The organism is Mycolicibacterium aubagnense, assembly GCF_010730955.1.
GTDB classification, from domain to species: Bacteria; Actinomycetota; Actinomycetes; order Mycobacteriales; family Mycobacteriaceae; genus Mycobacterium; species Mycobacterium aubagnense.
In genome coordinates, this window is record NZ_AP022577.1 from 2,530,042 (window position 1) to 2,544,536 (window position 14,495).

Genomic DNA, 14,495 nt, shown 5'->3' on the forward strand with positions numbered 1-14,495 from the left:
ATAGTGGTAGAGCGTGCGTACACGACCCACCCCCTCTATATCGGGGCAGCGCCCCAGCGGCGCCGCCGGTCCACCGATGTACGTTCCTCCGATGACCGGCCGGTGGCAATAGCCGCGCGGTGCGCGCAAATTCCTTGACACCCAAGGAAATTAGCTCGTTTAAGCGCTGAGGACCTAGCTGCGCTTGACGCCCGGAAGCCGGTCGACGAGCCAGCCGAGCCGCGCCACTGTGGTGTCCAGTGGCTCCACAACTTCGGCCAGCCGCTGCAGACTCGGCAGTGTCGCGGCAATCGAATTGGCGCCGTGGGCGATCTTCTCGGCAGACCTGTCGATCCCGGCCGCGGCCTCGGTCAACGACGTGATCTGGCTGGCGATCAGTTCGGCATGACGGTCGATACCGGCAGCGCTCACGCTCAGCTCGGCGATGTTGTCGGCGATGAACTGAGCCGACTTCCTCAGCTCGGCTACGTCATCCATCAACGCGAACACGGCCTGAACGAGCGTCTTCGGTCCGCGCCGCTTCCGCTTGCCGGACGCATTCCCGGCTTCGTGTGCCCCTGCCATGACTCACGCCTTCCGTTCGACAGGAGCCCCCTTGTCCTTGGCCTCCTGCTGGTACTGCCGCAGCTCGGCACGCACCGCTTCATCTAACGCGCGGTCAAGGCTAGCGTGGGCGGAACGGCGAGACACCCGGCGCATGGCATCAATCAGGTCGGCGGCCCAGGCAAGTTCGACATCGTTGCTGGGATACCAGCCCGTCCCCCGTTGCCGGACCACCTCGGTATGGCCGGCCCGGGTCATCGCCCGCGCCGCCTCGTCGAGCTTCTTGTCCACCGCCGTGGTGGTTTTCAGGATCGCGGCCAACGGCATGCCGCGAGAGATGAGCTTGGCGAAGTCATCGATCACCCGGCGGTCGGGCACCAGGTAGGCATCCTTGTCGTCCGTGGACTGGATGATCCCGCCCGAGACCAGCCGGCGCAGGGTCGCGCCATCCAGCCGGCCGAGCTGCATCTCCATCTCCTGGCGCGTCATGGTCTGCGCCTTCGGGTTCGACCACGGCGAGATCACCAGTTCTTCGAGTTCCGCCAGATCCAGCACCTCGACCAGCCCTTCACCGCGCTGTAAGCCAGTGATGAACTTCAGAATGTGCTTGACGGTGAAGCCCTCGCTGAGCAGCCGGACGATCGCCTGCAACTGGCTCAGGTGCCGGTCGGTGTAGATCGCGACCCGGCCCCGGCGCTGAGGCCGGGGCAGCAGGCCGCTCTCCTGGTAGACGCGGACGTTCCGGGTTGTCGTCCCCGCTTTGCGCGCGAGGTCGTCGATCCGGTACTCAGCCACCAGCGGATTCTATGCGGTCAGGACTGAGGCACCGCTGGTCTGTTCAGCAGTGATCTTGAAGTCGTGCAAATTGACGCTCTTCAGCTGGTTGACGTACTGGGTGGCGAACCCGGGGAACATCGTCGCGTTGAAACCGTCGTCGGTCAGGTACCAGCTCTGGCAGCCGGAGTTCCAGGTCGTGGACTGCAGCCGCTGCTGAATGGCGTCGTTGTAGCGGGCCTGAACCTCAGGACGCACGTCGAGCGACTTCCAGCCGAACTTCAGCAGCTTGGAGATGGCCTCGACGATGTAGTCGATCTGCGCTTCCATGTACACCAGCGCCGAGCTGTGGCCGGGGCCGGAGTTGGGTCCGAAGGTGAAATACAGGTTCGGATACCCCGATACCGCGACGCTGCGGTAGGCGTATGCGCCCCGGCTCCATTCCGCGGCGAGCTCCCGGCCGTCGATGCCGATGACGGGGAACGGCGTGCCGGCCTTGGACACCTCGAAGCCGGTGGCGAAGACGATGGCGTCGAACTGGTGCTCGATGCCTTCGACGGTCCGAATTCCCTTGGGCGACAACCGGGCAATAGGCCAGGTGACCAGCTTGCAGTTGTCGGCCTGCAGCGCCGGGTAATAGTCGCTGGTCATCAGCAGCCGCTTGCAGCCGGCCGAGAAGTCCGGCGTCAGCTGCCGGCGTAGCCACGGATCTTTCACCTGTCGACGGAGATTCGCCAGGCTCACCGCCTCGACCACGCGCGTGAACGGGCTGTCCCACACCACGCCGAGCGCGACCGACTCGTGGCCCCAGAACCAGGCCGACCGCATCAGCTTCTCGGCCAGCGGCACGTCCTTGTAGAGCCGCTTCATCCACCCACTGGTGGATCCGTTGACCCGCGGGATCACCCAGCCGGGCGTGCGCTGGAACACTTTGACCGACTTGGCGACCTTGACCAGTTCCGGGACGATCTGCACACCACTGGCGCCGGTGCCGATCACCGCGACCTTCTTACCGGTGAAGTCGTAGTCGTGATCCCAACGGGCACTGTGGATCTTGTGACCCTCGTAGGTCTCGATGCCCTCGATCTTCGGAAAGCTGGCGTTCGCCAACGGCCCCGAGGCGACGATGACGGTGCGCGCCTGGACCGGCGGCCGTCCCTCGAAGTTGACGGTCCACTCCCCCGCCGCCTCGTCGTACTCCACGCCTGTCACGTTGTGGCCGAACTGGATATACGGCGCGATGCCCGCGGACTCGACCATGGTGTCGATGTACCCGAGGATCTCGTCGCTACCGGAATAGGTGTGTGACCAGTCCGGGTTGGGCGCGAAGCTGTACGAGTACAGGCGCGACGGAATGTCGCAGGCCGCACCGGGATACGTGTTGTCGCGCCAGGTACCGCCGACCCGGGTACCGCGTTCGAAGATCTCGAAATCGGTGATGCCCTGGTCTTTGAGCCGGATGGCGGCGCCGACGCCGGCGAACCCCGCACCGATGATGGCTACAGAAATGGTCATGATCAGGCCACCGGCTCGTAGGTCAGTTCGTCCGACCAGGTCGGCGTGTAGCGCACCAGCGGCATCGGGATGACGCCGGTGACCTTCACCAACGAGTCCGCCAGCCAGTGGTACTTCGAGGTGCGGTCGATGACCTTCTTGCTGTGCCAGGAGATGAAGCGGTACATGGGCACCCTATGCACGAATTCGCTTCGCTCGCCGACACTCCGGAACCGGCGCATCGCCTGGTACAGGCGCTCCTCGTTGACGCCCATGGCAACGATGTTGTCGCGCATCTTGTTGAGCAAGGGGAAGTAGCTCAACGTGCCGATGATGAGCGCCGGATTGATCCAGCTGCCGACGAAGTCGACGGCCAGCTTGCGCATGTCGGCGTGACCCAAGATGTCCATCACCTCGAAATCGACCGCGAGGTGCCGGGACTCATCGGAGTTGATGCGCTTGAAAACCTCTTGCGCCACCGGATCTCTGACCTCTTCGGTGATGAATTTGATCAGCGCACCGTCGAGTGCCACCTCCAGCATCGGGATGACGGTGCCGAGGATCGACAACGCCATACCGTCCGCGAACTTGTCGAGCCAGGTGATCACCAGCTGCACGTTGACGCTGGGCGGCGGGATTTCGTCGTCGTCGAGCATGCCCCAGCGCCGCATCAGCGCCAGCTCTGCGTTGGCGTGCTTCTGCTCTTCAGCGTGGAAGTGCTCGTAGATGCTCTTGAGCGTCGGGGTCGGAGCCTTCTTGGCCAGTGCGGCGAAGCCCCGGGCGCCGACGTTCTCGATCCACATCAAATCGGTCATGAACGGCTTGAGCTTGGCCCACAGTTCAGGCTCGATCAGCTCGGCTCCCGGTGCGTCCCAATCGATGTCGACCAGGGCCCACTGCTTGTCCTTGATCTTCTGCAGCATCTCATCGAGATCCATTGCCATGATCTGTTCCTTTCAGTTCTCGGGGAGGAGTCGGTTCAGGAGACCGGCGCCGTGGGTATACAGCGCGGGAAAGTGTCGCTTCAGGTGCCAGATGACGGTGGCGTCGAGTTGCGGCACCACGTACAGCCGGCCACCGTCGTGCGCGTCCAGAGTGCGGGCGGCGACGTTATCGGGCGACAGCCCGGTCCACCGCATCAATTGCTCGGCGAGGTTCGACGAACCGGGCGTAATGCGCCCGTCTCGTGCGACATTCGTCTTCACAAAGGTGGGGCATAGCACGGTGACCGCGATGTCGGTGCCATTCAATTCCGCCGACAACGTTTCGGAGAGCGACATGACACCGGCCTTGGAGACGTTGTAGGCCGCCATCGACGGCGCTGCGGCGAACCCGGCCGCCGAGGCCACGTTGATGATGCCCCCCCTACCGGCCGCGCGGAGCAACGGAGTGAAGACCTCGCAGCCGTACACCACGCCCCACAGGTTGATGCCGAGTGCCCAGTCCCAGTCTTCGAAGCCGATGTCGCCCACCGGTTTTCCGCCGATGCCGACGCCGGCGTTGTTGATCACCAGGGTCGGTGCGCCGCCGAAGATCTCCTGCGCCTGCTTGGCCAGCAGTTCGATCGCCTTCCGGTCGGCGACATCGCACTGCACGGCGTGGCCCTTGCCCGTGGGCAGCTGGTCGATGAGCGCGACCGTTTCTTTGGCCCGCTCCATGCTGATGTCCGCGCAGATGATCTCTCCGCCGCGCCGGGCGAGCTCGAGTGCGAATGACCGCCCGATGCCACTGCCGGCCCCGGTGACCACCGCCTTCGCCTGGTCCGAACGGCGTTGGCCGCGAAAGACATTCAGGATGGTGTCAATGCCGAGCATCAGCACACCTCTTCGAGTTCGTTGGATCGCTTGTAGGCATCGGCGATGAAGGCCGCGGCACGGCGCAGTGCCGGAACGGCCTCTGGTGCCACATGCGGCAGTGCCTGGAAGACGTGCACCATGCCGGGCCAGACCTCGAGCGTGCTGGTGCCGCCGGCCCGGCGCAGCTCGGCGTCGAGGTAGCGCGCATCGGCGCGCAGCATCTCGAAACCGCCGACCTGAATCAGCATGGGCGGCAACAGATCGGCATTCGCGAAGTCGAGTCGCAGCCGCGGATCGGCCAGGTTCTGCCCCTGGGTGTACAGCCCGACCATGCGGGCGGCAGCGGTCGCCGACATCGCCGGATCGCGGTACGCCGCCTTCTCCTGCTCCAGCGCGAGCCCGAGCGTCACGTCGATCAACGGCGAGAACAGCACCACACCCGCGGGGCGGAAGTCCGCGTCACCGGCGTGCGCGAGCAGCATGTCGCAGGTGAGATGGCCACCCGCCGAGTCGGCGCCCATCACGATGTCGGACGCCGCATAGCCTTCCGACAGCAGCCACCGATAACCGGCCTCGACGTCTTCGGCCGCGGTCGGGAACCGGTGTTCGGGCGCCAGGCGGTAGTCCACGACGAACATCGGCAGGCCTGTCGCCTCGGACAAGCGCGCCACCAGCTTGCGGTGGGTGCGTGCCGAGCAGATGACGTACGCGCTGCCGTGCACGTAGTAGCCGGCGCGATTGCCGAATTCCACCCCGGGGCCGAGCACCCATTCGCCCCGCAGCTCTTGCGTGCGCACCGGGATGATCCTGGTGCCGCCGGGCATGGATCCGAAGGTCTCCATGATGGTGGCGATCAGCCCACGGCCGAACCAGACACCGGGCTGGTTCATGGGGATGACGCTGGTCAGGTTACCCAGGGTCCAGCGGGTCACGGTGGCCGAGAGCGCGGCGCGCACTGTTGCGCGGGTAGGTATCTCGGGCAGCGTTGCCCGATCAGTTTCCGTCACGCCGACTAGAGCACCACCAACTGTGCCATTTGTCAATGGCACAGTTGTGGTCGGCGTCCGGACCAGCGAGGAGTGGCTATGCGGAAATCAGGCCTCGTTGTCGGCGCCGGGCTCCGTGGCGTACGTGCCCGGGTTGAACATCGACGCCACCGCGCCGAGCAGCATCATGACCGCCGCCGCGCCGAACACCACGACCAGGCCGGAGTGGAATGGTTCCGTGATGAGCCGCGGGAAGAAGCTCTGACCGGTCAGGGTGGCGGCATTCACGCCCGGCTGCTGCAGGGTGTGGAACGGCGCCAGCAGCTCGGCTATCGGGTTGTAGCCGAGGAAGGCCGCGAAGAGGCTGCCCACCGGCGGCAGCCCAGCCACCTGTTGCGCGACGTCAGCCGAAACCCCTTGCTGCTGAAGGCCACTGGACAGCGCGGACGGCAGCGTGTGGGCCAGCCCGACGATCATCAGCGAGAAGAAGATGCCGATCGACAGCGAGTTACCGGCGTTGAAGAATGTCGACCGGACCCCCGACGCCGCACCGCGCTGCGCGGCCGGCACGCTCGACATGATGGCCGCCGCGTTGGGTGCGGTGAAGATGCCGCCGCCGACGCCGTTGAGGAACACCAGCAGGGCGAACTGCCAATAGTCGAAGTTGACCGGGATCATCAGCAGCGCAACAAAAGTCACCGCCATCAACAGCATGCCACCGACCGCCAGTGGCCGGGCGCCGACCCGGTCGGAGAGGGTACCGGCGACGGGCGCCGACACCAGGAAGCCGATCGTGGCCGGCAACAGATAGATACCTGCCCACAGCGGCGTCGATTCGAAGTCGTAGCCGTGCAGCGGCAGCCAGATGCCCTGCAGCCAGATGATGAGCATGAACTGCAACCCACCGCGGCCTACCGAGGACATCAGGCCGGCGAGGTTGCCCATGCCGAACGTCGCCGACTTGAACAGCCGCATGTCGACCATCGGCGACTCGACCTTGAGCTCGACAATGCAGAACGCGACCAACAGCAGCAGGCCGACGCCGATCGATCCCAGCACCGCGGGACTGGTCCAGCCCGTCGGCGAATTGCCATACGGCTGAATGCCGTACGTGATGCCAAGCAGCAGGACCGTCAGCCCCACGCCGAACGTGGCGGTACCCGCCCAGTCCATCCGCCCCGGGGTACGAGCGCCCAATTCACGCAGCGACCGGTAGCTCCAGATGGTGCCGATGATGCCGATCGGAACGCCGACCCAGAACACGGCCTTCCACTCCCATTCGGAGAGGAACCCGCCGATCAGCAGTCCGAGGAACGAACCCGCAACGGCGGCAACCATATTCACCCCGAGTGCCATGCCGCGCTGGTTGGCGGGGAAGGCGTCGGTCAGGATCGCCGACGACGACGCCATCAGCATGGCGCCGCCGACGCCCTGGATCACCCGCCAGGCGATCAGCCACACCGCGCCGCCACCGAGGTGGAACGGATCGAACGACAGCGCGACCGCCGCCAGCGTGAACACCACGAAACCGACGTTGTAGATACGGACCCGGCCGTACATGTCCCCGAGCCGGCCGAACGGCACCACCAGCACGGCCGTCACCACCAAATAGCCCATGAGCATCCACAGCAGGTAGCTGACGTTGCCCGGCGCCAGCGGGTTCAGCCCGATGCCCCGGAAGATCGCGGGCAGGGAGATCAACACGATGGACGCGTTGATAGAGGCCAGCAGGATGCCCAGCGTGGTGTTGGACAGCACCACCCACTTGTAGTGCGGGTGGTCGTGGTCCATCTGGACGCGGCGGCGCGCGGTTGCTGCGAGGGCGGTATCCCGCTGCCCGGTGAGCTCGGTGTCAGTCGTCATCAGTCGGTCTTCGCTCCAATATCAGAAAAACATATGTTAGCTATACAAACGACCTCATGACAATTCGATTCCCGGTAGCCGGGCATCTCAAGCTGTGCGTTGCATATGAGTAGTCGCTCCGTGCCACGGCCAAAACTCGGCGTCCAGCCCCTCTTCCCTTCCTGCGGCAATCCGTTACGGTGGACACGTCCGCGCGGGAGCGCACACCTTGGTGCGCTGAGAGGACGGCTGTGTGGTGCCGTCGACCGTATGAACCTGACCGGGTAATGCCGGCGTAGGGAGTAAGCAGATGACTGCAATTGGCGTATCGCCAGCTCATTTTCATGACCTTTCTTGCGGCCCCATCGCGGGGAGCACAAAGGTCTATCGGGAGCTTCCCGACGGGGGAAAGGTCCCGTTCCGGCGGGTCAACCTGACCACCGGCGACCACCTCGACCTGTACGACACCTCGGGTCCGTACACCGACGAGAACGCCACCATCGACCTGGAGAAGGGCCTGCCCGGCCGCCCCGGCGTCGTCAAAGACCGCGGCACGCAGTTGCAGCGTGCCCGTAACGGCGAGATCACCGCGGAGATGGCGTTCATCGCCGAGCGCGAAGGCGTGCCCGCTGAGCTGGTACGCGACGAGGTCGCGATCGGCCGGGCCATCATCCCGGCGAACCACAACCACCCCGAGCTCGAGCCGATGATCATCGGCAAGGCTTTTGCCGTGAAGGTCAACGCCAACATCGGTAACTCGGCCGTCACGTCCTCGATCTCCGAAGAGGTCGACAAGATGGTGTGGGCCACCCGCTGGGGCGCCGACACGATCATGGATCTCTCGACCGGCAAGGACATCCACCAGACCCGCGAGTGGATCCTGCGCAACTCCCCCGTCCCGGTCGGCACCGTGCCGATCTACCAGGCACTGGAGAAGGTCAACGGCGATCCGACGCTGCTGACCTGGGAGCTGTACCGCGACACCGTCGTCGAGCAGTGCGAGCAGGGCGTCGACTACATGACGGTGCACGCCGGCGTGCTGCTGCGCTACATCCCGCTGACGGTCAAGCGCGTCACCGGCATCGTGTCCCGGGGCGGCTCGATCATGGCGGCGTGGTGCCTGGCGCACCACCAGGAGTCGTTCCTGTACACGCACTTCGAAGAGCTCTGCGAGATCCTGCAGCGCTACGACGTGACCTTCTCCCTCGGTGACGGCCTGCGCCCCGGTTCCATCGCCGACGCCAACGACGAGGCCCAGTTCGCCGAACTGACCACGCTGGGTGAACTGACCAAGATCGCGAAATCCCATGGCGTGCAGGTGATGATCGAAGGCCCGGGCCACGTCCCGATGCACAAGATCGTGGAGAACGTCCGCCTGGAAGAGGAACTCTGCGAAGAGGCGCCGTTCTACACCCTCGGCCCGCTGGCCACCGACATCGCTCCGGCGTACGACCACATCACCTCGGCGATCGGTGCGGCGATCATCGCCCAGGCCGGCACCGCGATGCTCTGCTACGTCACCCCGAAGGAGCACCTGGGCCTGCCCAACCGCAAGGACGTCAAGGACGGCGTGATCGCGTACAAGATCGCCGCGCACGCCGCTGACCTCGCCAAGGGCCACCCGGGCGCGCAGGACCGCGACAACGCGCTGTCGCAGGCCCGCTTCGAGTTCCGCTGGCACGACCAGTTCGCGCTGTCGCTCGACCCGGACACCGCACGCGAGTACCACGACGAGACGCTGCCCGCCGAGCCCGCCAAAACCGCGCACTTCTGCTCGATGTGCGGACCGAAATTCTGCTCGATGCGCATCACGCAGGACATCCGTGACGCCTACCCCGACGGGGTCGCGCCCGATTACGCGGACGAGATCGCGCAAGGCATGGCGGAGAAATCCCAGGAGTTCGCCGACCACGGCAACCGGGTGTATCTACCCTTGGCTCCGTGATGTCGAAGTGAACTTCCTGCCCTTGACCCCGCCGGGCCAGACGCCCCTGCGGGTGATGACCATTGCCGGCTCCGATTCCGGCGGTGGCGCCGGCATCCAGGCCGACCTGCGCACCTTCGCGATGCTCGGCGTACACGGGTGCGTCGCCATCGCTGCGGTGACGGTGCAGAACTCGGTGGGGGTCAAGGGTTTTCACGAGCTGCCGCTCGACATCATCAGCGGGCAGATCACCGCGGTGGTCGACGACATCGGCATCCAGGCGGCCAAGACCGGCATGCTGGCCTCGGCCGAGATCATCGGTGCAGTTGCGGAGACCTGGCGGAGCCTCGACGGCGACGTGCCGCTCGTCGTCGATCCGGTGTGCGCGTCCATGCACGGCGACCCGCTGCTGCACCCCAGCGCGCTGAACTCGGTTCGTACCCAGCTGTTTCCGATCGCCACCCTGGTCACCCCGAACCTGGACGAGGTGCGGCTGATCACGGGTATCGACGTGGTGGACGCGTCGACGCAACGCGACGCCGCGAAGGCCCTGCACGACCTGGGTCCGAAGTGGGCCCTGGTCAAGGGCGGACATCTGCGGTCCAGCGATCACAGCCCCGACCTGCTGTACGACGGCAGCGAGTTCTACGAATTCACCACCGAGCGCATCGACACCGGCCATGACCACGGTGCGGGTGACACCCTCGCCGCGTCCACGGCTTGCGCACTGGCGCACGGCTTTTCGGTGCCCGACGCGGTGGCGTTCGGCAAGAGCTGGGTGACCGAATGCCTGCGGGCGGCCTACCCCCTGGGCCACGGCCACGGTCCCGTCAACGCGCTCTTCCGGTTGCAGGCATGAATCTTGAGGCCATCGCGGGCGTCGCGCACGAACCCGACGGGACGCCGACGGGCGTCGTGCTGCTCACCCACGGCGCGGGCAGTAACCGGGACGCCCCGCTGATCGTCCGGACCTGCGACGAGTGGGCCCGCCACGGCTGGCTCGCCATCCGCTACGACCTGCCGTACCGGCGTCGCCGGCCGAAAGGCCCGCCGTCGAACTCCGCGGCATCGGATCAGCAGGGCATCGTGGAGGCCATCGAGCTGGCGCACACGCTGACCGACGGCCCGGTGATCGCGGGCGGCCATTCCTACGGCGGCCGGATGACGTCCATGGTTGCGGCCGAGGGCGCCGACCTGGCCGGACTGGCGCTGTCGTCGTACCCCTTGCACCCACCCGGCAAGCCCGAACGCGCCCGCACCGAGCACCTACCGCACATCGCGGTCCCGACGGTGTTCACGCACGGCACGGCCGACCCGTTCGGCACCATCGCCGAACTGACGGCCGCCGCCGCGCTGATCCCCGGCCCCACCGCGCTCGTCACGATTACCGGCGCCCGCCATGACCTGGGATCCAAGACCCTGGACGTCCCGGCACTGGCGGTTGCTAGAGCCATTGGACTCATTACCCGAAGCGGTACCTGAGGTACCGTCTGCCTATGACGACGCAGCAGTTCGAGGCGGTCATCGTCGGCGCGGGATTCGCCGGTATCGGTGCCGCCATCCAGCTCAAACGCCTCGGGATCGAGAACTTCACCATCCTTGAGCGCGAGGACGACCTCGGCGGCACCTGGTACGTCAATCATTACCCCGGCCTCGCGGTCGACGTGCCCACCACCACCTACTCGTACTTCTTCGAGCCGAACCCGAGCTGGTCTCGCCTTTTCACCCCGGGTCCGGAGATCAAGCGATACGCCGATGATGTTGCCGCCAAGTACGACGTGCGCCGCCACATCCGGTTCAATGTCGTCGTCAACGGGGCCCGCTGGGACGAGGACGCCTCGCTCTGGCGCATCAGCATTGCCGACGGCGAGACTCTCAGCGCCCGCTACCTGATCACCGCCACCGGCTTCCTGTCCCAGCCGAACATCCCGGCGATTCCCGGCATCGAGAAGTTCGCCGGCCGCGTCATCCACACCACCGACTGGGACGACGACTACGACCCGGCGGGCAAGCGCGTCGCGGTCATCGGCACCGGTGCCACCGCCGTGCAGCTGATCCCCGAGCTGGCCAAGACCGCCGCCGACCTGACGGTTTTCCAGCGCACGCCGATCTGGGTGGTACCAAAGATCGATCCGCACTTCGGCCCTCGGGCCAAGCGAATGTTCGCCCGATTCCCGCTGACGCAGCGCGTACTTCGCTGGCTCACCGATTCGATCTACGAAGTGATGGTGTCCGTCGGCGTCCGGCACTACGGGATGTTCCGCGGCCGCTTCAACATCTCGGCATCCGACCTGTCGAAGATGCACCGATTCTTCGTCATCCGCGACAAGGACCTGCGGCGCCGGCTGACCCCGGACTACGACTTCGGTTGCAAGCGGCCGACTTTCAGCAACGGTTACTACCAGGCCTTCAACCGGGCCAACGTGCACCTGCAGGATGCCGGCATCGACCACGTCGCCGCCGACGGGATCATCGGCAGCGACGGCGTCAAGGTCGAGATCGACACCCTGGTGCTCGCCACCGGTTTCGACCTGTGGGAGGCCAACTTCCCCGCCATCGAGGTGATCGGCCGCGAGGGTCGCGATCTCGGAAAGTGGTGGCGCGAAACGCGTTTCCAGGCGTACCAGGGCGTGTCGATGCCGTACTTCCCGAACTATCTGAGCCTGGCCAGCCCGTACGCGTTCCTGGGGTTGAACTTCTTCAACACCATGGAGTACCAGATGCGTCTGATGGACCGGCTTTTCACCGAGGTGAAGAAGCGCGGCGCGACGACATTCGAGGTCACCGAGGAAGCGAACACCGCATTCCTGGACCGGATGACCGAACTGCTCGGGGATTCGATCTTCACCCTCGGCAACTGCGCCAGCGCCCACTCGTACTATTTCAATCCCGCGGGTGAGCCGACGCTGCTGCGCCCGTCGTCGACCGAGACGGCGATCCGCGAAGCTTCCGAATTTCCGTTGAGCGACTACAAGATTTCGTGATCAGAGAGGACCACAGTGACCGACGCCGCTGAGAACACCGCTGGGAAGAAGGGCCTGCTGGCCGGAATCGGCCTGGCTTTGGCCGGGCTGGCACACTTCATCAAGCCCGACCTCTTCAGGGGCATCGCCGCGACGGCGTTCCCGGAGGACGTCGACAAGCACCTCAAGGTCAACGGGTCGATCGAGACCGCGCTCGGCGTCGGCCTCATCGTCCCCCAGACGCGCAAGGTGGCGACCATAGGCGTGATCGGCTACGTCCTCTACCTGGCCGCCAACGTCGCCCGCAACCGCGCCTGATCAAGCGCGGGCCGGCAGGTGCTTGGACCAGCCCGCCGCGCAGATCGCGGTGCACACCGCCGCCAGTAGGCCCACCACGGTGAGCATCGCCGGGTAGCTGACGTAGTGCGCCAGTGCGGCCAGCACCGCCGGCAGCAGGAAGCCCACGTACGCCAGCGAGTAGTACACGCCGGACACCCCGGCCAGCTCGTGGGGCTGGGCGATGCGCTGAATCTCCAGCAGCCCGGACACGATGGCAATGCCGTAGGCGCTGCCCAGCAGCATGGCCACCAGCACCGCGATGGCCGGCGACCGCGTGACCGCGGTGGCGACAGCAGCGAACACTCCCGCCGACATCAGCACCATGGACACCACGACGGCGCGGGCGCTGGAGTGGTCGTCCAACCGCCGGGCGATCGGCTGCACCAGCACACCGCAGGCCAGCGTCAACACCGTCAGGCCCGCGGTGTACAGCAGTGCCCAGGAGCCGAGGCTATCGGCGACCAATGCCGGCACGATGGCGTACGCGATAGCGGCGGAGCCGAACACCCATGGCGCCATCGGGGCCACCACGCGGACGAAACGGCGGTGCGTCGCGGCCGGAACACGCAACTGGGACAACAGGTCTCCGCTGACCCGGGCACTCCGGGTCTCCACCGTCCGCGTCAGCGTCAGCCACAGCGCCGGAGCGCACAGCGCGGCCTGCACCAGGTACGTCAGGGTCAACGGCAACGGCGCGAACTGCGCCAGCAGGCCCGAGCACAACGGCCCGATCGCCAGCCCGAGCGACAGCCAGATCGAGGCCCGGCGCGCACCGGCACCGGCGGCGGCCGTGTCGTACGGCGGCGCGGACAACTCGGCGATCCAGGTGGACCCGACGGCCATCGCGACGCCCACGCTCAGTCCGCACAGCAACCGGCCCACGAAAAGTGCTGGGAATCCGCCGAGTTCGCCGGTCGCCAAGATCATGCTGCCCACCGCCGAACTGATGAGGCCGGCGATCATCAGCGGCCGGCGCCCATAGCGGTTCGACATCGCCGCGGCCACCAGCAGCCCGGGGATCAGGCCCAGCACATAGGCGCCCAACAGGACGTCGACATCCACGCGGGAGTAACCTGCGCGGTGCACATATTCGATCAGCATCGGCGTGAATTGATTTCCGCCCCAACCGATACAGAAGACACCGGCGGCGACGGCGAGCCACGGCTTCACGCGTGCGCGGCTCATCGCAGCACCACCTCGTACGTCGACTCGAGGTGAGCGAGCAACCGGGCGTCGAACGCCGTCGCGTCGCGGGTACCGATGGCATGGGCCAGCTGTGCGTGCTCGGTGATGAGGCGGTCGACGAGGGTCCGGTCGGCCTGCACGGCGTCAGCCATCATCCGGCGCTGCCGGTCGCCCAACGAGCAGTAGAACCGCTGCGAGATGCGGTTCCCGGCGGCATCGACGATGTGCCGATGGAAGGCGTCGTCGAGCTCGGCGAAGCGCACCAGATCCGCGGCGGCGGCGCGCTGCCCGTCGATGAGACGGGCGAGCTCGGCGGACGCCGCCTGCGCGGCGGCCGCCGAGCGGCAGAGCCGGCGCACGGCGCTGCCCTCCAGCGCCAGGCGCATCTCGAGCAGGTCGGTGGCCTCGTGCGGCGGGATGGGCACGACGACCGCACCCCGGCGCGGCAGGAGGTCAAGGAGGTCTTCGGCCGCCAGCCGCAGGAAGGCTTCGTGCACGGGCGTACGACTCACCCCGAGCTCCGCCGCCACCTCGACCTCGCTCAGCAGCTGCCCACCTTTGACCGCACCTACCAGGATCTTGGTCTTGGTGTCCCGGTAGGCGCGCTCGCTGGCGGGGGTCTGTTCGATGGCCACGCACCGACATTAGC

General features: G+C 66.3%; 14 protein-coding genes and 1 riboswitch. Of the genes, 5 read left to right on the forward strand and 9 right to left on the reverse strand.

Going from position 1 to position 14,495, the window contains the following annotated elements:
- Window positions 1–174: 174 nt before the first annotated feature.
- From G6N59_RS12515 to G6N59_RS12545, 7 genes are all read right to left on the reverse strand, one after another.
- Entirely contained in the window at window positions 175–564 is a 390-nt protein-coding gene (locus G6N59_RS12515; protein ID WP_138232583.1) for a hypothetical protein, read from the reverse strand.
- Between the two features lie 3 nt (window positions 565–567).
- Window positions 568–1,338: a MerR family transcriptional regulator gene (locus G6N59_RS12520; RefSeq protein WP_138232584.1), complete on the reverse strand. Its 771-nt coding sequence runs from the start codon at window positions 1,336–1,338 to the stop codon at window positions 568–570.
- A gap of 9 nt (window positions 1,339–1,347) precedes the next feature.
- Window positions 1,348–2,832 (reverse strand): flavin-containing monooxygenase, encoded by a 1,485-nt coding sequence (locus tag G6N59_RS12525; RefSeq protein WP_138232585.1) that lies wholly within the window; start codon window positions 2,830–2,832, stop codon window positions 1,348–1,350.
- A 2-nt stretch (window positions 2,833–2,834) separates the two neighbouring features.
- Window positions 2,835–3,755 (reverse strand): ferritin-like domain-containing protein, encoded by a 921-nt coding sequence (locus G6N59_RS12530; RefSeq protein WP_138232586.1) that lies wholly within the window; start codon window positions 3,753–3,755, stop codon window positions 2,835–2,837.
- Between the two features lie 12 nt (window positions 3,756–3,767).
- Window positions 3,768–4,625, reverse strand: a complete 858-nt coding sequence (locus tag G6N59_RS12535) for an SDR family NAD(P)-dependent oxidoreductase (protein WP_138232587.1) — start codon at window positions 4,623–4,625, stop codon at window positions 3,768–3,770.
- The gene (locus G6N59_RS12540) at window positions 4,625–5,614 is read right to left on the reverse strand and encodes an alpha/beta hydrolase (RefSeq protein ID WP_138232588.1); all 990 of its coding nucleotides are present in this window, start codon (window positions 5,612–5,614) and stop codon (window positions 4,625–4,627) included. The genes G6N59_RS12535 and G6N59_RS12540 overlap by 1 nt, the downstream gene beginning before the upstream one ends.
- Window positions 5,615–5,701: 87 nt before the next feature.
- Window positions 5,702–7,456 (reverse strand): MFS transporter, encoded by a 1,755-nt coding sequence (locus tag G6N59_RS12545; RefSeq protein WP_138232589.1) that lies wholly within the window; start codon window positions 7,454–7,456, stop codon window positions 5,702–5,704.
- Between the two features lie 183 nt (window positions 7,457–7,639).
- Window positions 7,640–7,754: riboswitch (TPP riboswitch) on the forward strand.
- On the opposite strand from G6N59_RS12545, the gene thiC reads away from it, so the two are divergent.
- The 5 genes from thiC to G6N59_RS12570 all read left to right on the forward strand — a co-directional run bounded on the left by thiC (window position 7,746) and on the right by G6N59_RS12570 (window position 12,640).
- Window positions 7,746–9,380, forward strand: a complete 1,635-nt coding sequence (thiC, locus tag G6N59_RS12550) for a phosphomethylpyrimidine synthase ThiC (RefSeq protein WP_138232590.1) — start codon at window positions 7,746–7,748, stop codon at window positions 9,378–9,380. (Overlaps the previous riboswitch by 9 nt.)
- A gap of 7 nt (window positions 9,381–9,387) precedes the next feature.
- Window positions 9,388–10,218, forward strand: a complete 831-nt coding sequence (gene thiD, locus G6N59_RS12555) for a bifunctional hydroxymethylpyrimidine kinase/phosphomethylpyrimidine kinase (RefSeq protein ID WP_138232591.1) — start codon at window positions 9,388–9,390, stop codon at window positions 10,216–10,218.
- The gene (locus tag G6N59_RS12560; protein WP_138232592.1) at window positions 10,215–10,841 is read left to right on the forward strand and encodes an alpha/beta hydrolase family protein; all 627 of its coding nucleotides are present in this window, start codon (window positions 10,215–10,217) and stop codon (window positions 10,839–10,841) included. Before thiD ends, G6N59_RS12560 begins: the two co-directional genes overlap by 4 nt.
- A gap of 14 nt (window positions 10,842–10,855) precedes the next feature.
- Window positions 10,856–12,343, forward strand: a complete 1,488-nt coding sequence (locus G6N59_RS12565) for a flavin-containing monooxygenase (RefSeq protein ID WP_138232593.1) — start codon at window positions 10,856–10,858, stop codon at window positions 12,341–12,343.
- Window positions 12,344–12,358: 15 nt separating this feature from the next.
- Window positions 12,359–12,640 carry a DoxX-related protein gene (locus tag G6N59_RS12570; protein ID WP_138232594.1) on the forward strand — a complete coding sequence of 94 codons (282 nt, stop codon included), beginning with the start codon at window positions 12,359–12,361 and terminating at the stop codon, window positions 12,638–12,640.
- Here the strand turns inward: G6N59_RS12570 and G6N59_RS12575 are convergent, their stop codons facing one another.
- Window positions 12,641–13,846, reverse strand: coding sequence for an MFS transporter (locus G6N59_RS12575; RefSeq protein ID WP_138232595.1), 1,206 nt, complete (start codon window positions 13,844–13,846; stop codon window positions 12,641–12,643).
- The gene (locus G6N59_RS12580; RefSeq protein ID WP_138232596.1) at window positions 13,843–14,481 is read right to left on the reverse strand and encodes a GntR family transcriptional regulator; all 639 of its coding nucleotides are present in this window, start codon (window positions 14,479–14,481) and stop codon (window positions 13,843–13,845) included. The genes G6N59_RS12575 and G6N59_RS12580 overlap by 4 nt, the downstream gene beginning before the upstream one ends.
- Window positions 14,482–14,495: the final 14 nt, after the last annotated feature.